At 48.4% G+C, this 26,543-nt stretch carries 24 protein-coding genes and 1 other RNA gene; 6 read left to right on the top strand and 19 right to left on the bottom strand.

What is annotated here, in order from left to right:
- Positions 1 to 80: 80 nt before the first annotated feature.
- The 17 genes from ftsZ to chrA all read right to left on the bottom strand — a co-directional run bounded on the left by ftsZ (position 81) and on the right by chrA (position 19,178).
- Positions 81 to 1,268, bottom strand: a complete 1,188-nt coding sequence (gene ftsZ, locus LSG34_RS06730) for a cell division protein FtsZ (protein WP_233008062.1) — start codon at positions 1,266 to 1,268, stop codon at positions 81 to 83.
- A 37-nt stretch (positions 1,269 to 1,305) separates the two neighbouring features.
- On the bottom strand, positions 1,306 to 2,541 hold the full coding sequence (gene ftsA / locus LSG34_RS06725; protein ID WP_233008061.1) for a cell division protein FtsA: 1,236 nt from the start codon (positions 2,539 to 2,541) through the stop codon (positions 1,306 to 1,308).
- Positions 2,519 to 3,274 carry a cell division protein FtsQ/DivIB gene (locus tag LSG34_RS06720; protein WP_233008060.1) on the bottom strand — a complete coding sequence of 252 codons (756 nt, stop codon included), beginning with the start codon at positions 3,272 to 3,274 and terminating at the stop codon, positions 2,519 to 2,521. The genes ftsA and LSG34_RS06720 overlap by 23 nt, the downstream gene beginning before the upstream one ends.
- Before the next feature lie 17 nt (positions 3,275 to 3,291).
- Positions 3,292 to 4,206 (bottom strand): D-alanine--D-alanine ligase, encoded by a 915-nt coding sequence (locus LSG34_RS06715; RefSeq protein ID WP_233008059.1) that lies wholly within the window; start codon positions 4,204 to 4,206, stop codon positions 3,292 to 3,294.
- A 3-nt stretch (positions 4,207 to 4,209) separates the two neighbouring features.
- Positions 4,210 to 5,652, bottom strand: a complete 1,443-nt coding sequence (murC, locus tag LSG34_RS06710; protein WP_233008058.1) for a UDP-N-acetylmuramate--L-alanine ligase — start codon at positions 5,650 to 5,652, stop codon at positions 4,210 to 4,212.
- Positions 5,649 to 6,764, bottom strand: coding sequence for an undecaprenyldiphospho-muramoylpentapeptide beta-N-acetylglucosaminyltransferase (gene murG, locus LSG34_RS06705; protein WP_233008057.1), 1,116 nt, complete (start codon positions 6,762 to 6,764; stop codon positions 5,649 to 5,651). The genes murC and murG overlap by 4 nt, the downstream gene beginning before the upstream one ends.
- Positions 6,757 to 7,956, bottom strand: coding sequence for a cell division protein FtsW (ftsW, locus tag LSG34_RS06700; protein ID WP_233008056.1), 1,200 nt, complete (start codon positions 7,954 to 7,956; stop codon positions 6,757 to 6,759). The genes murG and ftsW overlap by 8 nt, the downstream gene beginning before the upstream one ends.
- On the bottom strand, positions 7,953 to 9,278 hold the full coding sequence (murD, locus tag LSG34_RS06695) for a UDP-N-acetylmuramoyl-L-alanine--D-glutamate ligase (protein ID WP_233008055.1): 1,326 nt from the start codon (positions 9,276 to 9,278) through the stop codon (positions 7,953 to 7,955). Before murD ends, ftsW begins: the two co-directional genes overlap by 4 nt.
- Positions 9,279 to 9,281: 3 nt before the next feature.
- A complete protein-coding gene (mraY, locus tag LSG34_RS06690; RefSeq protein WP_233008054.1) occupies positions 9,282 to 10,364 on the bottom strand; it encodes a phospho-N-acetylmuramoyl-pentapeptide-transferase in 1,083 nt (360 codons plus the stop codon).
- Positions 10,358 to 11,734, bottom strand: a complete 1,377-nt coding sequence (locus LSG34_RS06685; protein WP_233008053.1) for a UDP-N-acetylmuramoyl-tripeptide--D-alanyl-D-alanine ligase — start codon at positions 11,732 to 11,734, stop codon at positions 10,358 to 10,360. Before LSG34_RS06685 ends, mraY begins: the two co-directional genes overlap by 7 nt.
- A complete protein-coding gene (locus LSG34_RS06680) occupies positions 11,731 to 13,200 on the bottom strand; it encodes a UDP-N-acetylmuramoyl-L-alanyl-D-glutamate--2,6-diaminopimelate ligase (protein WP_233008052.1) in 1,470 nt (489 codons plus the stop codon). Before LSG34_RS06680 ends, LSG34_RS06685 begins: the two co-directional genes overlap by 4 nt.
- Positions 13,190 to 14,944: a penicillin-binding transpeptidase domain-containing protein gene (locus LSG34_RS06675; protein WP_233008051.1), complete on the bottom strand. Its 1,755-nt coding sequence runs from the start codon at positions 14,942 to 14,944 to the stop codon at positions 13,190 to 13,192. The genes LSG34_RS06680 and LSG34_RS06675 overlap by 11 nt, the downstream gene beginning before the upstream one ends.
- The gene (gene ftsL, locus LSG34_RS06670) at positions 14,941 to 15,249 is read right to left on the bottom strand and encodes a cell division protein FtsL (RefSeq protein ID WP_233008050.1); all 309 of its coding nucleotides are present in this window, start codon (positions 15,247 to 15,249) and stop codon (positions 14,941 to 14,943) included. The genes LSG34_RS06675 and ftsL overlap by 4 nt, the downstream gene beginning before the upstream one ends.
- The gene (gene rsmH / locus LSG34_RS06665; RefSeq protein ID WP_233008049.1) at positions 15,246 to 16,184 is read right to left on the bottom strand and encodes a 16S rRNA (cytosine(1402)-N(4))-methyltransferase RsmH; all 939 of its coding nucleotides are present in this window, start codon (positions 16,182 to 16,184) and stop codon (positions 15,246 to 15,248) included. The genes ftsL and rsmH overlap by 4 nt, the downstream gene beginning before the upstream one ends.
- Positions 16,184 to 16,648, bottom strand: a complete 465-nt coding sequence (gene mraZ / locus LSG34_RS06660) for a division/cell wall cluster transcriptional repressor MraZ (RefSeq protein ID WP_127025918.1) — start codon at positions 16,646 to 16,648, stop codon at positions 16,184 to 16,186. Before mraZ ends, rsmH begins: the two co-directional genes overlap by 1 nt.
- A gap of 572 nt (positions 16,649 to 17,220) precedes the next feature.
- Positions 17,221 to 17,847, bottom strand: coding sequence for a flavin reductase family protein (locus tag LSG34_RS06655; RefSeq protein ID WP_233008048.1), 627 nt, complete (start codon positions 17,845 to 17,847; stop codon positions 17,221 to 17,223).
- Entirely contained in the window at positions 17,847 to 19,178 is a 1,332-nt protein-coding gene (gene chrA / locus LSG34_RS06650; RefSeq protein WP_233008047.1) for a chromate efflux transporter, read from the bottom strand. The genes LSG34_RS06655 and chrA overlap by 1 nt, the downstream gene beginning before the upstream one ends.
- A gap of 312 nt (positions 19,179 to 19,490) precedes the next feature.
- Here chrA and LSG34_RS06645 point away from each other — a divergent pair, with 312 nt between their 5' ends.
- Positions 19,491 to 20,069 (top strand): hypothetical protein, encoded by a 579-nt coding sequence (locus LSG34_RS06645; RefSeq protein WP_233008046.1) that lies wholly within the window; start codon positions 19,491 to 19,493, stop codon positions 20,067 to 20,069.
- Entirely contained in the window at positions 20,066 to 21,685 is a 1,620-nt protein-coding gene (locus LSG34_RS06640) for an MAP7 domain-containing protein (RefSeq protein WP_233008045.1), read from the top strand. Before LSG34_RS06645 ends, LSG34_RS06640 begins: the two co-directional genes overlap by 4 nt.
- A 62-nt stretch (positions 21,686 to 21,747) precedes the next feature.
- On the opposite strand, the gene rnpB is transcribed toward LSG34_RS06640, so the two are convergent.
- Together rnpB and rsmI are read right to left on the bottom strand one after the other, a co-directional pair.
- Positions 21,748 to 22,107, bottom strand: an RNA gene (gene rnpB / locus LSG34_RS06635) — RNase P RNA component class A.
- Positions 22,108 to 22,180: 73 nt separating this feature from the next.
- Positions 22,181 to 23,029 (bottom strand): 16S rRNA (cytidine(1402)-2'-O)-methyltransferase, encoded by an 849-nt coding sequence (gene rsmI / locus LSG34_RS06630; protein WP_233008044.1) that lies wholly within the window; start codon positions 23,027 to 23,029, stop codon positions 22,181 to 22,183.
- An 80-nt stretch (positions 23,030 to 23,109) separates the two neighbouring features.
- On the opposite strand from rsmI, the gene LSG34_RS06625 reads away from it, so the two are divergent.
- Genes LSG34_RS06625 through dolP form a run of 4 tightly spaced genes read left to right on the top strand, consistent with a single transcriptional unit; the run spans position 23,110 to position 26,488 of the window.
- Positions 23,110 to 24,984: a penicillin-binding protein activator gene (locus LSG34_RS06625; RefSeq protein WP_233008043.1), complete on the top strand. Its 1,875-nt coding sequence runs from the start codon at positions 23,110 to 23,112 to the stop codon at positions 24,982 to 24,984.
- Entirely contained in the window at positions 24,985 to 25,335 is a 351-nt protein-coding gene (locus LSG34_RS06620; protein WP_233008042.1) for a YraN family protein, read from the top strand. It begins immediately after the preceding gene.
- Positions 25,335 to 25,922 carry a D-sedoheptulose-7-phosphate isomerase gene (locus LSG34_RS06615; RefSeq protein ID WP_147903563.1) on the top strand — a complete coding sequence of 196 codons (588 nt, stop codon included), beginning with the start codon at positions 25,335 to 25,337 and terminating at the stop codon, positions 25,920 to 25,922. The genes LSG34_RS06620 and LSG34_RS06615 overlap by 1 nt, the downstream gene beginning before the upstream one ends.
- Positions 25,922 to 26,488, top strand: a complete 567-nt coding sequence (dolP, locus tag LSG34_RS06610; RefSeq protein WP_233008041.1) for a division/outer membrane stress-associated lipid-binding lipoprotein — start codon at positions 25,922 to 25,924, stop codon at positions 26,486 to 26,488. The genes LSG34_RS06615 and dolP overlap by 1 nt, the downstream gene beginning before the upstream one ends.
- The last annotated feature ends 55 nt before the right edge of the window (positions 26,489 to 26,543 follow it).

Here is a 26,543-nt window from a genome sequence, read left to right as displayed (position 1 = left end):
ACAAATCCAAAATGGCGGCGAAGCATAACATAGCTGACCAGCTATGCCAACCTTTGAGCCTTTTGTAAGCTGACTAAAAATTAGTCAGCTTGTTTACGTAAAAACGCCGGAATATCGAAAATATCGATGTTCGCTTGTTTTTCGGCTACTGGCTTACTTTGCACATTAGGCACTTCTAACGGCGCTTGTGACATGTCACGAGCAGCGTTGCCCTGATGGTGAGCATAGCTTGTACCAGCATTGCCATAAACGTGCGCTGAACGAACTGGTTCATGACGGTGATTTGGCACCAGGCTGATGTCAGGCTTACGCTCTGCACCTATACCTGTGGCAACCACAGTGACACGAAGTTCATCAGACATATCAGGATCAATAACAGCACCTACTACAACAGTAGCATTTTCTGAAGCAAATGCTTTAACCGCATTACCTACAGTTTCAAACTCTTCAATGCTGATATCCAGGCCAGCCGTGATATTCACCAGAATACCCTTAGCACCTGATAAATCGATATCTTCCAGTAACGGGCTGGAAATCGCTTGTTCAGCGGCTTCTTCTGCACGGTCCGGACCTGAGGCACGGCCAGTACCCATCATAGCAGTACCCATTTCTGACATCACTGTACGCACGTCGGCGAAGTCGACGTTAATCAGACCAGGACGAGTGATCAGCTCAGCAATACCTTGCACTGCACCTAACAACACGTTGTTAGCCGCTTTGAACGCATCGAGCAGACTGGTGCCTTTGCCTAAGACTTTTAATAATTTGTCGTTAGGAATGGTGATTAATGAGTCAACATGTTTTGCCAGCTCAGCAATACCTTCGTCTGCATAAGCAGAACGTTTTTTGCCTTCGAACGGGAATGGCTTAGTGACAACAGCAACAGTCAGGATACCCATTTCACGGGCTACTTCAGCCACTATCGGAGCAGCACCAGTACCAGTACCACCACCCATACCGGCAGCGATAAAGATCATGTCCGCGCCTTGCAACGTTTTCTTGATCGTTTCACGGTCTTCTTCTGCAGAACGACGGCCTACATCAGGGTTAGCACCAGCGCCTAAACCTTTAGTCACGCCAGCACCCAATTGCAGGGTCATATGGGCAGAAGAATTACGCAGCGCCTGCGCGTCAGTATTGGCAGCAATAAACTCAACACCTTCGATGTTGCTTGCAACCATATACTCAACAGCGTTACCGCCACCACCACCAACACCTATTACTTTAATGACAGCTTCTTCGCTGTGGTTTTCCATTAACTCAAACATAGCTCTCTCTCCGTTTTAGTACGCTTACTCAAAAAAGTTAAAATTCGCCTTTAAACCAGCTGGTGAGACGTTTCACCATGCCGCCGACCGACTCGCGGGCAGCAACAGCTTTTCTCTGCTGGGTCCGCATGTCTTTTCCATAAATCAATAAACCCACTACGCTGGCGTAAGCCGGGTCCTGTACATATTCTCTTAAACCTGTAATGCCAATCGGGTAACCCAACCGCACCGGCATCTGGAACACATCTTCAGCAAACTCAATAGCACCTTCCATTTTGGCGGTACCACCGGTCAGCACTATGCCTGCGGCAATTTGCTCTTCCAGACCAGAGCTGCGGATTTCTTCCAGCACCAGTTCAAACAATTCCTGATAGCGCGGTTCTACCACTTCAGCCAGGGTATGGCGTGACATGCTGCGGGCCGGACGACCACCCACGCTTGGCACTTCAATGTTTTCTTCTTTGCCTACCATGCTGCGCAGTGCACAGGCGTATTGCACTTTGATATCTTCGGCGTGGCCTAAAGGCGTGCGGAAGATTTTGGCAATATCGCTGGTGACCTGATTACCGGCCACAGGGATCACTGCGGTATGGCGTAAAGCGCCATTGGTAAAGACCGAGATATCTATAGTGCCGCCGCCCATATCGACCACGCAGACACCCAGCTCTTTTTCATCATCCGTCAGCACCGCATAGCTTGATGCCAATGAAGAGAAAATCAGCTGGTCGACATGCAGCTCGCAGCGCTCAGCACATTTTTCGATATTTTTTGCCATATCATTGGCGCACGTGATGATGTGAGCCTTGGCTTCCATCCGCACCCCTGACATGCCGATTGGGCTTTTAATGCCTTCCTGCATGTCGACTGAAAATTCCTGTGGCAGCACATGCAACATGCGACGCTCAGCTGAAATAGGCACTGACTTGGCGGCATGGATCACGTTGATCACATCTTCAGCTGTCACTTCGGCATCGTTGATTGGCACCATGCCACTTTCGTTCTGACAACGAATATGTTTGCCGGTAATACCTAAATACACAGAAGACACGCGGCAATCGGCCATCAGTTCGGCTTCTTCCACGGCGCGGCGCACAGACTGCACCACCAGGTTCAGATCGTTGACACCACCTTTGTCCATACCACGGGCCACATGAGTACCCACACCAACAATACTTAATTGATTGTCAGCGGTAATTTCGCCCACTAAGGCTTTTACCTGTGCTGTGCCTATATCTAAGCCAACGATAAGATCACGTTCTGTCGACTTTGTCATCTTGTTCTCTTTGTTCTGGCGCTTCGACCCAACGTACAGCGACGCCTGTGTCATAACGCAAATCAACTTCGGCAACTGCCTGAGTTTTATGTTTACTAATCACAGGGTACAAATCGATAAACCGCTGCACCCGCTTTGCCGTATCTTCACGGCCCAGAGTCAATTGAATGCCCTCTGCTAAATTCAGTTGCCAGGCCTGACGGGCTGACACTGTTAATCCTGTTGCCGCATGCTGATGGACAGTCAGCATTTGATTCAATTGATTGAACATGGTCAGTGCATCCTGCTCGGCCCCGTCCGGACCTTGTAACTTTGGCAATGGCTGCTTTAGTTCAGCGACAGGAGCGACAAAGATCTGACCTTGTTGATTGAGTAAATATTGGTCATTCCATACCGCGACTGGCTTATGTTCAGTCACCACCACCACGAGCGTATCAGGCCATTGTTTGCGCACGGCTGCCTGAGCTACCCAGGGTTGTTGCTGCAGAAACAGCTGCACCTGATCCACGTTCAAATTAAAAAAGTTACCCAGATACTGTTGTTGCAGCTTTTGGTTTAAACCTGCAGCTTCAATCTGAGAAAAATCGCCATAGACCTTCACTTGCTGGATAGGTGCACTTTGTTGATCCTGACTCCAGAGCCAGATCTGATAACCCATCCAACAGACAAACCAGACAGCAAAGCAGAAAAAGGCAACACCAGCCCAGAAGGCTTTGTTAATAGGTGCGCTCACTGTCTTGCCGTTTTTGGTCATAAGGTCTGTTCTAAAATCTGCAGAACTAACTGCTCAAAACTTAAACCCGCTGCTTTCGCCGCCATAGGCACCAATGACTTCTCCGTCATGCCAGGCACAGTATTGACTTCCAGCAGATAGAAATTACCCTGCTCGTCCAGCATCGCATCAACACGGCCCCAGCCTGACGCACCAACAGCAGTAAAGGCAGCAGCTGCAGCTTGTTGCAAAAAGGCAGTCTGATCGGCTGTTAAAGGCGCAGGACAAAGGTATTCAGTGCTATTGGACTGATACTTGGCTTCATAGTCATAAAAAGAGCGGGGAGTACGCATTTCAACTATGGGCAGTGCCTTACCGTTTAATACAGTCACGGTAAATTCGCGGCCCTGGATCCACTGTTCAACCAGTACATCCGAATCGTATTTAGATGCCACAGCTAAGGCCTGTTCCAGCTCTTGTGCAGTGCTTGCCGCACTCATGCCGATACTGGAGCCTTCATTCGCTGGTTTCACCATCACTTTACCAGCTAATTGCTGCAAAATATCCTGATAATTCAGTTGTTTTCCAGCTTCAGCCACTAAAAATTTTGCTGTAGGCAGGCCTTGTGCCTGAAACAGCCATTTGCAGCGGATTTTATCCATCGCCAGGGCTGAACCTAAAACGCGGCTACCCGTATAAGGTAAACCCATCAACTGCAAAGCACCTTGCATAGTACCGTCTTCACCACCACGGCCATGCAGCACTATAAATACACGGTCAAAACCAGCTGAAGTTAAAGCACTTAACGGCTGATCTTTTGGATCAAAAGCATGAGCGTCAACACCTTGCTTTTGCAAAGCGGCCAGCACAGCGGCCCCAGAACGTAACGACACTTCACGTTCTGCTGAGGTTCCACCAAACATGACTGCTACTTTGCCAAATTTGCTGCTCATACTTCAAGCTCCCTCACTTGGCTTTAATACAGAAATTGCTAATTTAGCAGCCGCCAGTTGTTTGGCCAGCGCACCTATATTGCCAGCGCCCTGAGTCAGCAGCACATCACCGTCCTGCAACACGTCAGCTAAAGCAGCAGGTAAATCGGCAGGTGTAGCCACATAAATAGGGTCCAATTGACCACGGGCACGAATAGAGCGGCATAAGCTGCGGCTGTCTGCGCCAGGAATAGCGGCTTCGCCTGCAGCATAAACTTCAAGCAATAACAATAAATCAACAGAAGAAAGCACTTTGGCAAAGTCTTCGTATAAATCACGGGTTCTGGTGTAACGGTGTGGCTGATAAGCCATGACGATACGGCGCTCTGGCCAGGCGTTACGAGCCGCAGCTAAAGTGGCAGCGACTTCGCTTGGATGGTGACCATAGTCATCGACCAGCAGCACTTTACCACGGCCTGTATCAAACTCACCGTACTGCTCAAAGCGACGGCCTATGCCTTCGAATTTTTTCAGCGCAGCTAAAATGGAATCCGTTGCTATGCCTTCATCTTTGGCCACAGCAAAAGCAGCTGTCGCATTGAGCGCATTATGACGGCCTGCTAAATTCAGCTCAATCTGACTGGCTACGCCGTTTTTATCAGTAATAACAAAATGGCTTTGAGTGCCGGTCTGGCCGAAGTCGCTGATGACATAATCTGCATCTTCACTAAAACCATAAGTAATGACAAAACGGCCAATTTGTGGGATCAGCTCACGCACGACAGCATCGTCGATACACATCACGGCCACGCCGTAAAATGGCAGGTTATGGCAAAACTCCAGATAGGTGGCTTTCATTTTTTCAAAGTCACCCTGATAAGTTTCCATATGATCAGGTTCAATATTGGTGATCACTGACGCCATAGGCTGCAAATGCAGGAAAGAGGCGTCGCTCTCGTCCGCTTCGGCAATTAAATAACGGCCAGCACCAAGGCGAGCATTGGTGCCTGCAGAATTCAGTAAACCACCAATGACAAAAGTGGGGTCAGTGCCAGCTTCGGCAAAAATAGAGGCGATTAAGCTGGTAGTAGTGGTTTTACCATGGGTACCGGCAATAGCAATGCCATGGCGGAAACGCATTAATTCAGCCAGCATTTCAGCACGGCGCACCACAGGAATACGGTGTTCAATAGCAGCAGCCACTTCCGGGTTATCAGTTTTAATAGCACTGGAAACGACAACAACGCTGGCACCTTCGATGTTTTCAGCTTTATGGCCAATCACAATACAGGCACCTAAGGACGCTAAACGATCGACCACTGGGTTTGGTGCTATATCTGAACCCGAAACTTTATAACCTTCATTGACTAATACTTCGGCAATACCACCCATACCAGCGCCGCCGATCCCCACGAAGTGGATCCGCTCTACTCTGCGCATTGCATTTTTGTTTTGTTGGTTGCTCATTTAGTCTTACCTATCACTTCACCACAGACTCTAACAACTTGTTCTGCGGCATCATCTATTGCTGTTCTGCGGGCATTATTTGCCAAATGACGCAGTGCACTTTTGTCCTGCAACCAGGACTGGAGTAAAGGCAACAAAGCACCTTTACTGAATTCGCTTTGTGGCAGTAACACTGCCCCTTGTTTTTGCACTAACCAGCTGGCGTTGGCCGTCTGATGATCATCAATAGCCGACGGCAAAGGCACAAAAACTGCCGCTACGCCGGCACACGCCACTTCAGAGACTGTTAAAGCACCAGCGCGGCAAATCACTAAATCAGCCCAGGTGTAAGCCGCAGCCATATCTTCAATAAATGCACTGGCACTGGCCTTTAATTCAGGCAAAGCGGCATAAGCCTGTTGCACTTGCTGCTCCATCGCCTTACCGGTCTGATGCCGTATTTCCAGCACACCAGTCTGAGATGCTTGTGCAAACAGAGCAGGTAATTGCTGGTTAAAGACTTGCGCACCTAAACTGCCACCTACCACTAATACTTTTAAACTTGGAGTGGGCGCCTGCAGTTGTTTTTGGCCAGACACAGCCAGCACTTCGGCACGCACAGGGTTACCCACTACTAATCTGTCTTTGCGATCGGCAAAGGCCTGTGGAAACGCCACTAACACTTTTTTGGCAATACGAGCCAACAATCTGTTGGTGGTGCCCGCTACTGCATTTTGCTCATGCACTATTAAAGGCTTACCCGCTAACCAGGCGGCTAAACCACCAGGCCCACTGGCATAACCACCAAAACCTAACACCAGTTCAGGGTTCAATTGCTTGACTAAAGCACGGGCCTGACTGATGGAGCGCCATAACATCAGCGGCGCTTTGACTAAGCTCTTTAAGCCTTTACCCCGTAAACCAGCCACAGCAATGCTGTGAAACGGGAAACCAAACTGCGGCACTAAAGTCGCTTCCATTCGATCCGCTGTCCCCAGCCAATGAATACTCCAGCCTTGTTGTTTTAACAATTCAGCCACAGCTTTAGCAGGGAAAATATGGCCACCAGTGCCGCCCGCCATAATCAAAGCTGTTTTTTGCTGTTTGTCAGTAGTCTGCATCAGCTCAGGCATGAGGACCTCCACTGATGGCATGACGACCTTTCAGCCGTACTTCAAAATCAATACGGATCAACAAAGCTGCCGCCACTAACATAATGATCAAGCTACTACCGCCTGAACTGACAAAAGGCAAAGTTAAACCTTTGGTGGGCAATACGCCGCTTGCCACCCCCACATTGACGCAGGTCTGAAAACCAATCCAAATCGCCAGCGCATAAGCTAAAAAGCCGTGAAAGCTCATGCCTTTAAACAAGGCTTTGTTGCCAATCCACAAAGCACGGCTGACCAGTAAAAACAGCAAACTCAAGACCACAAACACACCAATCAGGCCTGTTTCTTCTGCAATCACCGCAAAGATAAAGTCGGTATGAGCTTCTGGTAAATACTCAAGTTTTTGTACGCTGTTACCCAGGCCCTGACCAAACCAGCTACCACGACCAAACGCCATCAAAGATTGCGTGAGCTGATAACCACTGCCAAAAGGATCGGCCCATGGATCTAAAAACGAGGTCACACGACGCCAGCGGTATTCGCTGTATAAAATCAGCACACCAATAGCTGCAAGACCTGTGAAAATTAAACAGAAAAACTGCCATAACTTAGCACCAGCCAGAAACAGCAACACCACTGAAGTGGCAAACATCACAATGACGGTTCCAAGGTCTGGTTGCATCAGCAGTAAAACGGCCAGAATAAACATAATGATCAAAGGTTTGATAAAGCCTTTGATGTTTTCCCGCACTTCTTCATGCTTACGAACCAGGTAGCTGGACAAGTAGACAAAAAAGAATAATTTGGCTGGTTCAGCCGCCTGAATATTGATTGGGCCTAACGCCAGCCAACGGGTTGATCCATTGACATTGCGCCCCACCAGCAAGACAGCGATCAATAACACCAAGGCCAGCATCAGCAATAAGATATTGGTTTTGTGCCACCAGGACACTGGTACATTCAGCACCACATAAGACACACCTAAACCTATCACCAGATACACCAGATGACGGATAGTAAAATGCATAGGATTGCCATATAAACGTTCTGCCACAGGCACTGAAGCACTGGTGACCATAATGATGCCAACACCAATCACCAAGACCAGCAATACCAAAAACAGCTTGTCGTAGCTGTTAGCTTCGTCGCGCTGCCACCACTGAGCTATGGCTTCAGTGGGTGAAGGGATCAAGTTCAGCAGCATTTGCTTCATAACCACACCTTCTGCACAGCCGCGGCAAACTGCTGGCCACGGTCTTCGTAATTTTTAAACATATCTAAGCTGGCGCAGGCTGGTGATAACAACACCAAATCATTAGCAGTGGCCAGTTGAGCTGCAGTTTTTACTGCAGCCATTAAATCTCTCACTTCAAAGCTGCCCGCTTTCAGCGCAGCAATAGCAGGACCGTCCTGGCCTAAAGTAATTAAGTGATCGACATCACGATTCAGCACTGTTGCCAATTCACTGAAATCAGCACCTTTGCCATCACCGCCTGCTATTAAAATCAATTTGCCTAGAACTTCAGGGCGTAAACCTGCAATAGCAGCAAGAGTCGCGCCGACGTTAGTAGCTTTAGAGTCGTTGACCCAACGCACAGCTTTACTGTCCAGCACTAACTGGCAACGGTGCGGTAATGAGGTAAAGGTTTGCAGCGCTTTGACTAAGCCATCACGGCTTGCACCGGCTGCTAAAGCTAAAGCACAGCTGGCCAGGGCATTAAACTGGTTATGCAAACCCACTATGGTCATTTCACGCACTGGCATTAAAGGCGCGCCCTGAACCAACAACCAGCTTTCGCCCTGATGTTGAACCACACCGTAGTCAGAACCTGCTAAATCTAAAGCCAGGGCAGGCACCGAAGTTTTTGGCGTCGTTAAAGCATCGGCTTTATTGTAAATCGCCAGCTCCGTGCCCTGATAAACCCATTGTTTGGAAGCAGCATAAGCGGCCATAGTGCCGTATCTGTCCATATGATCTTCAGTCACATTTAAAATACAGGCGGCTTTGCTTTGTAAAGAATGAGTGGTATCCAGCTGGAAGCTCGACAGCTCCAGCACAAATACATCGGCATCACTTTGCAGCGCGTCCAGAATAGGCAAACCAATATTGCCCGCTGCTACAGCCCGTAAGCCGGAACATTGCAGCATATGGGCGGTTAAACTGGTGACAGTCGACTTGCCATTGGCGCCGGTAATAGCCAGCACAGGTTTCTGGTTTTGCAGTGCAAACAGCTCGACATCACCAATTAGATGAGCACCTTGTGCCAAGGCAAAACGTATAGCCGGATGTTTAGGATCTAAGCCAGGGCTGACCACCAACACATCCATATGAGCTAAACGGTTCGCATCCAGTTCACCTAAATAAATACCGTCCACTTTGTCGGCCGGAATTTGCTCCAGCCCTGACACTTTTAAGCGCGTATCCATCAGCACTGGTTTGACGCCTTGTTTCAGCAAAAAGCGCACTGTGGCCAGACCTGAAAGGCCTAGTCCTATCACAGCAACACGTTTTCCCTGGAACAACTTAGCGTTCATTTTTTATCTCAGTTTTAAAGTAGCTAAACCAATCAGCACAAAAATAACGGACAAAATCCAGAACCGCACAATAACTCGTGGTTCAGGCCAGCCTTTTAATTCGTAGTGGTGGTGAATAGGCGCCATACGGAAAATCCGCTGGCCCCGTAATTTGTAAGAACCGACCTGCAAAATTACAGACACAGTTTCCATCACAAAAACGCCGCCCATAATAAAGAGCACTATTTCCTGACGGACTAAAATGGCAATCACGCCCAGCACAGCACCTAAAGCTAAAGAACCTACATCGCCCATAAAGACCTGAGCCGGATAGGTATTAAACCAAAGGAAACCCAGGCCAGCGCCGACTAAAGCAGCACAGACCACCACCAGTTCACTGGCATGCGGCAGATAAGGAATATTCAGATAATTGGCAAAATTCACGTTACCGCTGGCGTAAGCTATGATGGCAAAAGCAAAGGCCACCATAATGGTTGGCACTATGGCTAAACCGTCTAAACCATCTGTTAAATTCACCGCGTTGCTGGTACCTACAATGACGAAGTAACACAAAGCAATAAAGATAAACCCCAGCTGTGGCAGCACATCTTTAATAAATGGCACCACTAAACTAGTCTCAGCCGGACGTTCTGCCGAGGCATACAGGAAAAAGGCGATAGCCACGGCAAACAAGGACTGCCAGAAGTATTTCCACTTGGCGATCAGACCCTTCGGATCCTTGCGCACTACTTTGCGATAGTCATCAATAAAACCAATCCAGCCAAAGCTAATCAGCGTAAAAATAACTACCCACACGTATTTGTTCGCCAGATCGGCCCATAACAGAATACTGGTCAGTACTGAACCTAAAATCAGCAAACCGCCCATAGTCGGAGTGCCTTTTTTCGAGAAATGGCTTTGTGGGCCATCATCCCGTACGGTTTGACCAATTTGCAGTTGTTGTAACTTAGCGATCAGCTTGGGGCCAAAATACAGGCTCAGCATTAAGGCCGTTAAAATACCCAGAATAGACCTGAAGGTCAGGTAGCTGAATACGTTAAAGGCATTGATATATTGAGTTAAATACTCGGCTAACCACACTAACATGAGCTGATCTCCTGCTGACATCTTTCTAGCAAGTCCTGCACGACCAATTCCATTTTGGCGCTGCGCGAACCTTTGACCAGCACAGTCGCATCAGACTGCTCATCAAGGATCGGGCTTAACTTTTGGATCAGTTGCTGACGGGAACTAAAATGGGCCCCTTGGCCGTTAAATAAATCACTGGCGCTCTGTGATAACACACCCAGGGTGAATAACAGATTAATCCCCTTTTGTTTGGCGTATAAACCTACTTCTTCATGGTACAAACGGGCATCAGCGCCCAGTTCGCCCATATCGCCAAACACCAATACTCTGAAACCGGGATAAGTCGCCAATAAGTCGATAGCGGCCTTAGTGGATTCAGAATTCGCGTTGTAGGTATCGTCAATCAAACGTAATTTATCACTGGCTACTGTGACATTAATGCGGCCTTTGACTGGCTTCATTGCCGCTAAACCCAACTGCACATCGGTCAGGCTGGCACCTAAAGTCAAAGTAGCAGCAGCTGCTGCTAAAGCGTTAGCCACATTATGTTTACCAGGTAACACCAACTGAATAAAAATACGGCCTTGTGGGCAAACTAAATCAAAGCTGGCACAGCCTTGCTCATTCAGCACTATATGTTCAGCGGTAAAATCAGCCGCCTGAGTGCTGCTGAAGGTCAACACAGTTTTATCCTGCAGACGCTTTAACCAGTAATCAGAAAATTCGCTGTCTAGTGGCACTATAGCAACGCCATCAGCACCTAAAGAGCCATAAATTTCGCCTTTGGCACGAGCTACACCAAACAAGTCACCAAAACCTTCCAGATGGGCTGCTGCCACATTGGTGATAATAGAGACTTCAGGTTTCACCAACGAAGAGGTGTACGCAATTTCACCTAAATGATTGGCGCCGAGCTCCATCACTGCGTACTGATGCTGCTCTGTTAAACGTAATAAGGTTAAAGGCGCACCAATATCGTTATTAAAGTTGCCGGCTGTCGCCAGCACATTACCGATACGGTCTAAAATAGCGGCCATCATTTCTTTGACTGTGGTTTTACCGACACTGCCAGTCACAGCCACAGACTTAGGATTGACCTTTTGTTTCACAGCAGCACCTAAAGCACCCAAAGCTAAACGGGTGTCGGCGACAATAATTTGCGGCACTGCTACAGGCAGTTGCTGATCAACAATCAAAGCCACAGCGCCTTTGGCAATCACTTCAGCAGCAAACTGATGACCATCAAAGTTCGGGCCTTTTAAGGCAATAAACAAATCGCCTTGAGTAATATTGCGGCTGTCTGTGCTGACGCTCTGAATTTGAATATCAGCGCCAACCAGTTGTCCCTGCACTAACTGTGCTATTTCTTTTGTTTGTAAAGGGATCATAAAGCAGTCTCCGTCACCAGTTGTCGGACAAAGGCACGTTCGTCGTAGGGTAAAACTTCATGGCCAATGATTTGATAATCTTCGTGGCCTTTACCGGCGATCAATACCAGATCACCAGCCTTGGCTTGTTCCAAAGCAGTGCGTATCGCTGTTTTACGGTCTGTGATCAGCTGATACTGCTGTTGGGTGCAACCTGCGGCTATATCCAGACAAATCGCCATCACATCTTCAGTGCGTGGATTGTCGGCAGTAATAATTAACTGATCCGCTAAACGCTCCGCGATAGCCCCCATTAAAGGCCGTTTGCCTTTATCACGATCGCCACCACAACCAAACACCACCCAAAGTTGGCCCTGACAATGGTTACGAACTGCTATTAAGGTTTGCTCCAGCGCATCAGGCGTATGGGCATAATCAACCACAGCCATCACAGCGCGGTGGGCCTGATAAAACTGTTCGATACGGCCAGGCACACTGCACAATTGCTCTGCAGCACCAACTAAAGCCTCAAAGCTATGGCCTAATTGCAGCATGGCCCCCATAGCGGCTAAAACATTTTGAATATTAAATTCACCCAGCACTTTAAGCTGCAGCTGCTGTTGACCTAAATGGCTGCTTAAACGGAACTGATAACCCAGTGCGGTGATTTCCAGTTGGTCGTAAGCCAAATACTCGCTATAGCCCTGGCAATCTTTGAGCTGACCATAAGCCAGCACAGGCAGAGTGCAGTCAGCTGCTAATTGGCGGCCAAAGTCGTCAGAGACATTAATCACAGCTTTTTTGGCTAAATCTGCTTTAAACAACAACGCCTTGGCTTCGCCATAGGCTTGCATAGTGCCGTGATAATCCAGGTGATCGCGGGTTAAATTGGTAAACACAGCCACTTCAAACTGCAGGCCAGCGACACGTTGTTGCACTAAGGCATGAGAGGACACTTCCATAGCCACTAAAGCACTGCCCTTAGCGGCTTCAGTCGAAAGGATACGGTGAATATCCACCAGATGAGGAGTGGTGTTATTCAAAGCGGTCAGGCTACGGTAATCGCCATACCCCAAAGTGCCAATCACAGCGGCTTGTTGCTCTAACAACACCGCCAACTGATTGACAAAAATAGCAGTACTGGATTTACCGTTGGTGCCGGTAATACCCACAAGTTGCTGCGCCTGATGCGGATAAAAAGCGGCAGCCAAGACGCTCAGCAATTCAACTAGCTTAGGGACAACCACAATACGTTCATCATTCAGCGCGCTTTGAGTATCAGTCAGTACCACTACAGCACCCGCTGCTAATGCTTTTTCAAGAAACTGATTGCCATGAGTTTTAGTACCAGGCAGCGCCAGAAACACATCACCTTTTTGTACTTCTGAACTATTGATGCGTAAATGCTGTAATGGCAAAGCTGCCACAGAAGTTGGCAGCTGGATTGCAAAAGGAGTCAGCCACAGTTGGAGTGAGTTAGCCTGCATTGGGCACCCCACTGACTTTGGTAATACGGCTATCGTTGGCATCAGGTGCGATATTTAATAACTGCATCGCAGCACCAGACACGGCAGAGAACACAGGAGCCGCGACTTCACCACCATAATAATAATCGCCGCTTGGTTCGTTGATAATAACTACTACAGCAATGCGAGGGTTTGAAATAGGTGCTATACCAGCAAAAGAGCCAATGTAATCATCGCTGTAACCACGGATACCAGCTTTTTTCGCAGTACCTGTTTTACCACCTACACGATAACCTGGTACTGCAGCTTTTTTCGCGCTGCCACCAGGGCCAACTACTGCTTCTAACATGGCGACCATATTGTCAGCATGCTCTTCGCTGACCACTCGTTCACCTAAAGGCTTTTTATCACTTTTGAAAATAGACAATGGGTAAGACACACCACCATTGGCGATGGTGGCGTAGATACGGGCCAGTTGCACTGCGTTGACGGTAAAGCTATAACCAAAAGAAATGGTCGCTAACGCATGCTCACCCCAACGGCGTTGTTCACGTAACACACCAGGAGTTTCACCTGTCAGGCCTAAACCCGTTTCTGAGCCGACGCCCATCTTGTAATACATATCAAGGAACTTGTCGGTCGGCAGACCTAAAGCTAAGCGGGTCACACCTATGTTACTGGACTTGCGCATAATGCCAGTCAGGTCCAAATCGCCATAACCATTGATATCCCGCACTAAACGACCGCCAATACGCACAGGGCCATAACCAGTTGAAATCACTGTATCCATAGTGGCAGTGCCATTTTCCAATGCTGCTAATACAGGCAAAGGTTTAATGGTTGAACCTGGCTCGAAGGTATCGGTAATAGCGCGGTTACGGTATCTGTTGCTATCGGTATTTTTTCTGTTGTTTGGGTTGTACGAAGGAGCATTAGCCAAGGCCAGTACTTCACCGTTATGCACATCCACTACGACAACAGAGCCAGAGGTAGCACCAAACTGCATCACAGCTTTTTTCAGCTCACGGTAGGCCACAGCCTGAATACGCTGGTCGATACTCAGTTGAATATTATTGGATGCCTGACCATCGGTTTGTGACAGCACTTCAATTTCACGGCCTTTGGCATCTTTACGTATAGTTTTGAGTGCAGGTTTGCCGGTTAAAACGTCGTTAAACTGACGTTCAATGCCTTCCATGCCCTGATCATCCACATTGGTAAAACCCAACAAATGCGCAGTGACTTCACCGGCCGGATAATAACGGCGTGATTCCTGCTGAAAGGCAATGCCCGGAATTTTTAGCTGTTTAATGTAATCCACTGTGGCAGGACTAGCCTGACGTTGCAGATAGACAAAACGTTTGGAGTCATCGGCACCAATTTTATCCGACAGTTGCTGCGGGCTGATTTGCAGCATATCCGCCAGTGCATGCCAACGACGTTCATCAATTTTGTGTCTGCTGCGCAGCACCAGTTGTGGGTCAGCCCAAATCGACTGCACAGGAACGCTGACCGCCAGTTCTTCGCCGTTGCGGTCTAAAATCATACCGCGCATCGCAGCGTCAGATTTCACCCTTAAGGTGCGCATATCACCCTGTTCCAACAGCATTTCAGGTTCTAACACCTGCAAATAAGCTGCACGGATAATCAGGCCGCTGAATACCGCAAATAAGGACACAATTACAAAAGCAAAACGCCAACTGATGACAGTCGGCTGTTGATTCTTTTTCGCCTGCTTTTTAGGTGCTGCTGGTTTCTTTATCATGGTTCCTGCACCACCACATCTTGCGGGCCGCTGGGCCTGACCATATTCAGTTTGGTAGCTGCCAGCTCTTCCACCCTGCTGTGTTCAGACAAAGACCGTTGCTCCAGCAACAAGTTGCGCCACTCCATTTCCAGGGTGTCGCGATGTTGCAGTATTTTATCTTCGTGCATGGTCAGTTGGCGGTTCATATGAGTGAACTCCACCACAGCTAAAGCTGAACCTAAACAGCACAACATCAACACCAGCAGAAATTTATGCTGCCAGATATCGCTGATGATCAGACGGTTCAGTTTAATGGCGCTCATGCGGTTTTCTCCGCAATACGTAATACAGCGCTACGGGCTCTGACGTTGTTTTCCAGTTCAGCGTCCGACGGCATAATAGCTTTGCCAATCAGCTTTAATGGCGTGTACAGGTTCAGTTGGTCTTGCGTTAATGGCAAACCTTTAGGAATGGCAGCGCCTTTGCTTTTCAAACGCATAAACTGCTTCACCATCCGATCTTCCAGCGAATGGAAGCTGATCACTGTTAAACGGCCACCAGGTTTTAATACGTGTACAGCAGCGTCCAGCGCAGTTTTGATCTGGTCCAGCTCGCTGTTGATATAAATGCGAATGCCCTGAAAGCTGCGCGTCGCAGGATGTTTTTTCTCTTTATGACTTTTTGGGACCACAGTGCTGATTAAGCTGGCCAGCTGAGCTGTGCGGGTCAGTGGTTGCTCACTGCGGCTGTCGACTATGGCATTGGCTATACGCCAGGCTGACTTTTCTTCACCGTATTCACGCAAAACAAAAGTAATGTCTTCCACATCAGCTTTGGCCAGCCAGTCGGCAGCAGAAATACCTGATGTTGGATCCATACGCATATCCAGTGGGCCATCACGCATAAAGCTGAAACCACGTTCAGCGTCATCCAGTTGTGGTGAAGACACACCTAAATCCAGCAATATACCATCGACTTTGCCGGTAATACCTTTGTCTTCAGCAATTTGAGCCAATGCAGCGAAAGGACTATGGGTAATAGAAAAACGTGGGTCGGCCAATAATGGCTGGGCGGCAGCAATAGCAGCCGGGTCGCGATCAATACCGTATAAACGGCCTTGTTCACCTAATTTAGATAAGATCACTCTGCTGTGACCACCGCGACCAAAAGTACCGTCGAGATAAATCCCGTCGGGTTTAATGGCTAATCCGTCTATGGTCTCGGCCAATAAAACGGAGATATGGGCGCTTTGATCCATCAGAGTACAAAATCCTGCAGCCGTTCGGAGATCTCAGCGTCGACGGACATATCACGTTCAATTGCCATATCTTCGGCAACACGTTTATTCCACGTCTCTTCGTCCCAGATCTCGAATTTATTAAGTTGTCCGACTAAACGGATGTTTTTTGTCAGGCTGGCATGGCTTCTTAGTGGCGCAGGTAATAGAATGCGGCCGCTTTTATCCATGTCACAATCCGACGCGTGGCCTATCAATAAACGTTTAAAGCGCAACTCTTGTGGGTTTTGGTTGGATAAACGCTGCAGCTGTTCCGCAACATCTTCCCATTCAGGTAATGGATACAGCAGTAAACAAGGATCTTTGGTGTGAATAGTACAAACCATGGCACCTTCTGCATCAGCAAATAAGGCATCACGGTAACGCGTTGGCAGCGCTAACCGACCCTTATCATCCAATGTTAAAGAAAACGACCCACGGAACATATTAATCCCACTTCATTGTTGTTTGATCCTGATATTTGATCCACAAATACCCACAATTTCCCACTGATGTACAGTTTAGGGCCGCAGAAGAAAGCTTGTCAAGGTGAAAACCCCTTTGTTTGATCATGATAGATCCAGTAAAAACAAGGCTTAGCGCGAAGATCCTGATTTCTGTGGGGAAAAGTGGAAGAAAAAAACCTTAAAATACTTTGAAATATTTTATTTAGTTACGCATAACCCAACACTTCAGACTAATGGCTTGCAGTATGCGACTAAGGCGCTGTTACTAAACTGATTACAGCGATTTTTTAGAGCAAAGGATAGTTATAACCTTATGATTTTGATTGAAAAAAACTAATATCCTGATGGAAGAAAGCAGTTAGAGCTGAGATAAACGATAATAACTGCAAAAGCTTATCCCGCTCAAAACGAAGCAAAAAAAACGTGAAAAAATGCGAAAATCCAAACAAAGAAACCAACCATAGAAAGGGATTTAAAGTAAGCGAGCGCTCACAATCAGACATAAAAAAGCCCTGTCTGCCATAAGACAGTCAGGGCGAAAAACAGGAAGTTCAGCGACGCACTGCAGAAGCAGGTCGGGCTAACTGAAATATATCAGCAGCAACCCTGCTGTAACCTGAACCACCAATACGACTGATTAAATCCATTTTGTAGGGATCAGGCATGCCATTGGCATCCAATAATGTGGGGTTGATATAAATCGCCAGCACTTCTGCAAAAATCACTTCACAGCTTGGATTTTCCGGCGGATAAGGTTGTAACCTGGATAACCTGCATTCAAGAGCTACCGGAGCTAATGCGACACGAGGTACTTTGATTTGGCTGGACGCCGCTTGCTCCAGTCTGGCTAAGTCAAATTCACTTTCATCTGCTGGCACTGCAGCTGCGCTGATATTCATTTCATTCGCCAGCGCATGCGGCACCAGATTGACTACAAAATCCCGGGTCGCTTCAATATTTAAACTGGTGTCTTTGCGACGGCCATCGGCTTTATGCTGAGTGGAGATCATCAAGGTCGGCGGCTGGTCTGTGATCATCTGAAAAAAACTAAAAGGGGCTAAATTTAATACGCCCTGTGCAGACAGACTCGATACCCATGCGATAGGACGAGGGGTAATAGTGCTGGTTAACAGCTTATAGGCAGCTGAAGGGTCCAACTGCTGCAGATCAATCCACATTAATAACTACTCCAAAAAGATAAAACTAAACCCAACAGTGCGGCTCCCGCTATCACTCGCATCAACCCCTGCTTTGCCACAAACAAGGCAATAGCCGCCAGTACAGTGATCAATACAGCTTGCCAGTCGATGGCCCCGGCAAAACCCGTTGGCCACACCACATGGTAGGCAAAAAACAGCGCTAAATTAACAATAACCCCGACGACAGCAGCGCTAATTGCCGTTAATGGCGCTGTGAGCTGTAACTTGCCTTGAGTGGACTCCACCAGCGGGCCCCCTGCAAGAATAAAAATAAAGGAAGGTAAAAAGGTAAACCAGCTGACCAGAAGCGCGGCTGTAATACCGGCCTGCAACATTAAATCAGGGCCAAAGCTGGCATGCACATAAGCGCCAACAAAAGCGACAAAAACCACCACCATAATCAGCGGCCCAGGTGTGGTTTCCCCTAAAGCTAAACCATCCATCATCTGCCCAGGCGTTAACCAACCAAATTTATCCACAGCGCCCTGATAGACATAAGGCAACACAGCATAAGCCCCTCCAAAAGTAAGCAGCGCAGCTTTGGTAAAAAACCAACTCATTTGGGTCAGTTGATGTTGCCAGCCCAAACTAAAGGTCAATACCAGCATAGGCAGAGCCCAAAGGACTAAACCACAAGCTACTACCACCACAAAGCGGCTCCAGCGAAATAACGCATGTGAAGGAGTTGGGGTTGTATCGTCAATCAAAGCCGGACCATAACTTTTTTGGGAAGCCGCATGACCGCCAGATGAAAACACTGCAGGTGTCACTTTACTGCCGATAAAACCAATCAAGGCGGCAGACAAAACAATGAGCGGGAATGGGAGTTTGAAGGCAAAAATAGCGACAAAAGCAGCAACAGCTATAGCCCATAATAACAGGTGTTTCATCACCCGCCCGCCTATACGCCAGGCTGCATGCAGCACTATGGCGGCTATCGCAGGTTTAATACCATAAAACAAAGCTGCCACCCAGGGGTGCTCGCCATAGACCAGATAACCCCAGGACAGCAGCACTAAAAGCAGCAAAGACGGTAGAATAAACAACAAACCCGCCACCACGCCACCCAAAGTGCGGTGCATCAGCCAGCCTAAATAGGTCGCCAGTTGCTGCGCCTCAGGCCCTGGCAACAACATGCAATAATTCAGCGCATGCAAAAACCGGCTTTCACTGATCCAACGGCGTTTTTCGACCAGCTCAGTATGCATCAGGGCAATCTGTCCGGCAGGCCCACCAAAGCTGATACAACCCAGTTTTAGCCAAAACCAGAAGGCGTGCCAGAAGGGAATAGCTGTTGCTACCTGTTTCATTTTATCCTGCCCAAAAGTGTTGCAATCCCCAGCCTACCAAACCAGGCATGCAGCCTCCAGTCAAAGTAGTTGAATTGACTTCACTTCTGCTAAAACCAAAGATTAAAAATCCGGCTGGACGTGTAAAAAAATGCTGCTTATTATTTCATTATGCCAACAGGGTAGACTTTGCTTTACTTCTCTTTCTTCGTTGCTCCCAATTGAAGCAAAAGGAGTCTGCTGTCTGGCCTTAACAATAACAATAAATATGGCCAGCTTACTCCAGTGCACTGCCCCCGGAGAACGGTTTGCGCCTAATCAGAGGGTAAATCTATGACATCCATCATCAAATTGAGCTGGCTGCTCGCAATTTCTATTGTTCTGACCGGTTGCGCAGCCGAAGCCAAGCTGGGAAAAGCTGACGTATCAGGCTTTAATGCAGCCAATGCCACCGTAAAGGTGGAGTACAACATACCAACAGACGCAGAGCTCAGCGCTGAAGAAATGACGGAGCAACAGCAGCTTCGCCTGACTGAAGTTCAGGATTTATTAACACAGCATGGCTTCAAGCCAGTGTCTCAAGACACCAGCAATTTCAAAATAAAAATCAGCGAAAGCGCTGTTGAAGAAACAACTGGCGAATGGGCTGGCGCTTTGGGTGCCAACGCTGTGATTTTTACCCTTGGCGTCGTGCCAGCCATCTTTAGTTATAAAACCAGAATTCATTATGAGTTATGGGCAGGGCAAGAACTGTTGCACAGCATCGATACCCCAGCAGAATGGGACGAAGCCGTAGGCTTAATCTCAGTGTCATCAACTTTAAGTGGCGCCGAATCTGCCAAAAACTCCGCTCGCACCGAAGCCCATGATAGCGTGCTTCGCTTGTGGATAGAGCAAGGGTCTTTTGAATGAGAGGCGGCCACAACCTGCTGCGCTTAGGCAGTTGCCTGACCTTGCTGCTACCGCTGCTATGCGACGCAAGCCGCTATCAACCTGATGCTCTGTGGCTGCAAAATATCAAGTCTGCTGAGCCTTTCCTGCAGTACCGGCTGGGTGTGATCGAATTTAAGGAAGGAAACAGCGACGAGTGGCTGGAATATATGGGGGATTTGCGATCCACCTTGCGAGCCAGCAACTATTTCCAAACTTCTCAAGCCCCAAGACTGAAACTGCAGATAGAGCGTGGTTATCAATCCGGCGACGTCAATGAAGACGGTTGCAAAACCACAGCAGGCAGCCTGTCGCTCACCTATAGATTTTATGAAGGCAGCAACGAGGTGAGTCGCTTTTCTATTACCACTCAGGCACCTGTAGATGGTGACAGCAACGATTTTGATGCGGCCATGGCGGGAAACCTGAAACTGCTGTTGCTGGAGCTGCGAAAAATTCATGGCGATGCCGCATTCAGCGCACAAGCCAGCAACCTCGAGGGTGCCATACAACAAGAACTAAGTGGCGGTTCTAACTTTGGTTGTTCTGTCGGGGTAGCGCTGGCTAATGGTTTTGTCGCCACTGTCGAAGGCACCATGGAGGTGGTCTCAGGCATGGGTGAAGTGGCAGGCACTGCTCTTGAAGTTGCTGCCAGCCCCGAATTTCAAAATACCTTAAATGCAGAAATGGCGAACCATCAGGCACAACAAGCTCAGCAAACCGCCTATCTGAATGACCTACAGGCACAAGCTGATGCGCAGGCAGAAGCGCAGCGCCGCCAGCAGCAGGCGGAACAACTGGCTGTACAACAAGCAGAGGCTGCCCAACAACAGGAGGGCCGCGAAGCGCTGGCCAAACAACTGGCCGATGGCATTGCCTACCGTAACCAGCAGATGTCCAAAACCACGGATCCAGCCACTTTGCAACGACTGCAGCGCGATAACGCAGCCGCTATGCAGGCAGCACAGCAAATGGGTATGTACAGTCAGGTCGATAGCATGGCGACCCAAAGTACTCAAGCTGGTTATGATGAAGCTCGGCTTCAGCGTTCTGCCGATGAACAGGCCGAAAAACAACGGCTGGCCGCGGAACGTCTTGAACAGGAGCGGCTGCAGCGTGAGCAGGAGGCCGCACAACGGGCTGAACAACAACGGCTGGCAGCAGAAAAAGCTGCCAAAGAACGTGAAGAACGACAACGTCAATTACAGCAAGAAGCTGAAGAGCGGCGCCTGGCAGCAGAACGGGCTGAGCAACAGAAAAAACAGGCCTGGACGAACTGGCTGGCCGCTTATAAAAGCAGCATTCGTCTTGGCGCCAAGCAATGTGATGGCAAGGACAAACCCTATCGCCTGATCGGTGACCGACCTGCCAATCCATTACCGAAAGAAATTAACTATTACTCGTCATGTATCTCAGTGCAGTACGAAGCGCGTTGCCCGGGCACGCCGAGGGGCTCAGGCCTTCGAAGCACCCAATATAATTTCACTGGTATGGGCTTAGGGTGTTTGTCGGCAGAATCCCTGATGCCACAGCGCCTTGCGTGCAAGGACGATGACGTGATTGTTGAGACGCTGGATGTCACAGGCTGCGGCGGATAAAGAAACTACAGACTACAGTCACTGCACAAGGCACTGGCTGTAGTCTGGAACAACGAGGAAAAGTGTGAGTCGGCCCGTTAAGCCGGGTTCTGTCGTGGACAATCATTCCTCTAGGGCGTACGTCACCGTACGCCTCAAGCAACCTACCCGCCCCCAACGCGGGCCGCGCCAAAGGGGGCCTATTTGGTCTTGCTCCGAGTGGAGTTTACCGTGCCACGAACTGTTACCAGCCGCGCGGTGCGCTCTTACCGCACCCTTTCACCCTTACCTGATCCCTTGCTTGCGCAAGGGCCATCGGCGGTTTGCTCTCTGTTGCACTAGTCGTCGGCTCGCGCCGCCCAGGCGTTACCTGGCACTCTGCCCTATGGAGCCCGGACTTTCCTCCCCCTGCTTACGCAGGCAGCGATTGTCTGGGCCAACTCACGGCGCGCATTATAGGGGAAGAAAAGCGCAAGGCCCAGCTATAATTCGCGCTAACCTACGGCATCAGGCAAATTAGTCTTCAGCGCCCCAACTTAACCCCAGTTTATACAAGGCGTTTTTCTTTTCACCGTGAATTTCAGCGGTTAAAGCAGCGGCTTTTTTCAGTGGTAATTCACTCATCAGCAGCTTCAGAGTTTGCTGAGCTGCCGGGTTAATTTCCTCTTCGGCAGCTAAAGTCGGCGCTATCATCAGCACCATTTCGCCCTGACAACGGGCAGGATCTTCATCCAGCCATGCTGTAATTTGTGCAGCAGTACCATAAACAAAGTTTTCAAAAGTTTTGGTCAACTCTTTGGCCAGTACCAGCTCACGTTCTGCACCAAAGACTTTCACTACATCTTCTAAACAGTCTTTAATACGGCGCGCCGTTTCATAACAAATTAAAGTGCCTACACCTTGTGGAATAGCGCTGAGTACATTCTGGCGTTGCTGACTTTTGGCGGGTAAAAAGCCAATAAAGTGGAATTTATCTGTAGGTAAACCAGCGCAGCACAAGGCACTTATCAAAGCACAAGGACCAGGGATTGGTACGACGCGCACACCAGCATCACGGCATAACCTCACCAGGCTATAACCCGGGTCACTAATCAGCGGCGTGCCCGCATCTGAAATCAGGGCGACGTCTTCACCCGCCTGCAATTTCTGCAATAAAGTCGCAGCACGTTGCTTTTCATTGTGGTCATGCAGCGCCAGCATTTTAGCTGAAATACCTAAGTGACTGAGCAACTTACCGCTGTGTCTGGTATCTTCCGCCGCCACCCAGGCCACAGTGCTTAAGGTTTTGATGGCGCGCTGACTGATATCGTCTAAATTGCCAATAGGCGTGGCTACTATGTATAAATTTCCGCTTTGTGCAGTCATATGGCGCTTATTCCGTTGTACTTGAATTACTTTGGCTGGAATTCATTGAGCTTAGGCACGGCACTGAGTAAGATACCTGCATGTTTCCTTCATTGTACCTGTGCATTGTGAAATCCAGCAAACTGAAGCCATTTATTCTTTTGGGCAGCGCCATAGCGTTAGCCAGTTGTTCTTCCGCACCACAGCAGGTTGCTCCGGTAAAACGAGCTCCTGTAGTCCAGCCTATTATTGAGGCAGAAGATGACGTGGAAATCGTTAAAATCGAACGGCCTTTGTCAGGCGCCGACTTTATTGAACAGGCAGGCCAACAGCAAGGTTCAGAACAGCAATGGCAATTGCTGGAAGCGGCCAAAGCACATTTGCAACAAGGCGAAATTGAGCAGGCATTAGCTATTAGCCGGGTTTTGGCACAACAAGCCGCACCTGATGTGCAGCAAGCTAACTTATTGCCCTTTTTTCAGGGCCTGATCGCAGCAGATGATCATGAAGATATTGAAAAATTCAGCAGCCAGTATTCGTTAACCTCGTTCAGAGACGAAGACAAAGCCACTTATTTACAAAGCCTGGCCCAGTATCAAAGCAGCAGAAGAGAACCGGATAAAGCCGTTAAAACTTACCTGCAATTGCTGGCATTACAACCAGAGCAAAGTGCCTTTCAAAGTGCCTTGTGGCAACAACTGGGCATGCTGACGCCGGACCAGTTAGAAAAATTGCGCCAAAGCTCAGATCCCACCACTCAGGGTTGGGCCCAGTTACTGCAACTGCATCAACAGCATTTAGGCAATACTCCGGCTTTAACTCAGGCGATTAGCGACTGGCAACAACAATACCCAAATCTGCCACCTTTGCAGCAGCTGCCAGCAGAAATTCAGCAATTAAGTGCTGTAGATGCGTTTTCGCCTAAAACTATCGCGGTATTGCTGCCTTTTAGCAGTAACTTCCGCCAGCACGCCGAAGCCATTCAACAAGGCATTCTGGCCGCCTCTGCCAATCAGCAAGCCCGTTTGATTTTTATCGACAGTCAAACAGACACTGCAGCTTTGCAGCAACAACTGGCAGCAGAGCAAGTGGATTTTGTGATTGGGCCTTTGCTCAGAGAACAAGTGGATGCCATTTCACAACAAGCGGACTGGAACATTCCAACGCTGTTTTTAAATGGCAAAACCGATTTGGTGAAACAATCTGCCGATAAGTTTTATTTTTCCTTAAGTGTGGAAGATGAAGCGCACCAAATGGCCATGCTGTTTAAACAGAAAAACTATAAACAACCTGTGCTGATGGCATCACGCAACCCGTTAAGCCAGCGTATGGCTGAACAATTTGGCCGTGACTGGAAACAAATAGCGGGGAAAGAACCGGAAGTTTATTGGTTTGCTGATCAGGCGGGGATGGAAAGCACCATCAAACAATTACTGGAAACTGCAGCCAGCGAGCAGCGTATCCGCGAAATCAGCCAGTTGGCTGGCGAAGCGGTCAAAGCCGAACCTCATAGCCGTCAGGATATAGACGCTATTTATTTGTTAGCTGACCCTTCGCAAACCCGTTTACTGAAACCCTACATTGATGTGTCAGTAGCCCCGACTAAAACCACTGTGCCTGTATATGCCAGTTCACGCAGCCATCAAAAGTCGGCAGAGTTTACTGACCGCCGCGACCTGCAGGGTTTAACTTTTACCGAAATGCCGTGGATGTTAAGTACTGGCCAGCAGCAAGAATTCCGCCAGCAATTTGAACAGCTGTTTCCACAGCAGGATGAAACTCTGCAGCGTTTATTTGCCATGGGGTACGATTCTTACCACTTAATTTTCCGTTTAAAGCAGCAGCAACAGTTTCCAGCTCTGCGTTATCAGGGCTTAACAGGCAATCTGGCCTTGTCCACTGGTGGACAGGTTCAGCGACAGTTAACCTGGGGCAAATACAGTAAGGATGGTTTGCTGACACCACGGACCCCTTAAATGAGTACAAGCACTGGGCAGTTTTATGAACAACAGGCCTTAGTGTTTTTACAGCAACAAGGCTTACAACTGGTGCAGCAAAATTACAGTTGTCGCTTTGGTGAAATTGATTTAGTGATGCGCGAGCAACAAACGCTGGTTTTTGTTGAAGTGAAGTTCAGGCGCAGCAACCATTTTGGTGGTGCTGCCGCGGCTGTAACTATCAGCAAACAACAAAAATTAACCCGCACAGCTCAGTGTTATTTACAAAGTGTTGGCCAGCAGCATTGCCGTTTTGATGTAGTGGCCATTACCGAACAGCCAGCAGATATTCGCTGGATTAAGAACGCTTTTGCAGGAACAGCTAACTAATGCAAGACCATATCAGGCAACTTTTTACTGAAAATATTCAAACCATGATAGCGACAGGCGAAGCATTGTCTGCCCCTATCGAAAACGCCGCCGTCAGTCTGGTGAACTGCCTGATCAATGGCGGTAAAGTGATTTGTTGTGGCGAAGGCGCATCAGCTGCTTTAGCCACTCATTTTGCTCAGCTGTTATTGGATCAGTTTGAAGCAGAACGGCCTTGTTTACCGGCTTTTGCTTTGTTGAGTAACAATTCCAGCTTACAACCTGGTAATCAGGAAAACCCTGATCATCTGGCGCGTCAGGTACGGGCTTTAGGCCAGGCAGGTGATGTGCTGGTGGCTATATCGATGACAGGTGAAGAACATAATCTGATTAAAGCGGTCGAAGCCGCGTTAACCAAAGATATGACTGTCGTGGCTTTAACTGTAGATAACAGTGGCGAATTATCGGGTTTATTAGGTAATCAGGATACCGAATTAAAGGTGCCGGCGCACAGACCAGCACGGGTGTTTGAGTGTTATACCTTTTTACTGCACGCGTTATGCGAACTGATCGACATAACTCTGTTTCCGCAACAAGGAGATCTTTGATGTTGAATAAATTAATACTGGTGTTACTGACTAGCTGGTTATTACAAGGTTGTGCCGCAGCTGTATTAGCAGGTGGAGCCACAGCCGTTAAATCAGCAGGCGATCCACGTACGCTGGGCAGTCAGATTGACGATAAAAGTATTCAGGTGAAGGTGATCCGGGCTTTAGACGAAAATCCTGAAACCAAAGACAAAGGCAATATCAATATGACTAGTTACAACGGCATAGTGCTGTTAACAGGTCAGGTTCCCAACGAGCGTGTGCGTGAAGTGGCTGGTGAAGTATCCAGAGTGGAAGGTGTCAAAGACGTACATAATCAGTTACGGATTGCCAGCGAAATCAGCTTTGGCACAGGCAGTAAAGACAGCTGGATCACTACCCGTATCAAAGGCAAATTTCTGGCCGATGAAAACGTCAGTGGCTTAAATATCAAAGTAGTCACAGAAAACGGTGAAGTGTTTTTAATGGGTCTGGTCAGTCAGCAAGAAGCTGAAAGAGCCGTGAACTTAGCCCGCAACGTGGATGGTGTAGCCCGCGTTATTAAAGCTTTTGAATACAAAGAGTAAGTAAAAATGGGGTCAGAACACATTAATCGCCAAGCGATTAATGTGTTCTGACCCC

Source organism: Rheinheimera faecalis (genome assembly GCF_021290965.1).
Classification (GTDB): Bacteria; Pseudomonadota; Gammaproteobacteria; order Enterobacterales; family Alteromonadaceae; genus Pararheinheimera; species Pararheinheimera faecalis.
This window is presented reverse-complemented; position numbering and strand designations above follow the sequence as displayed.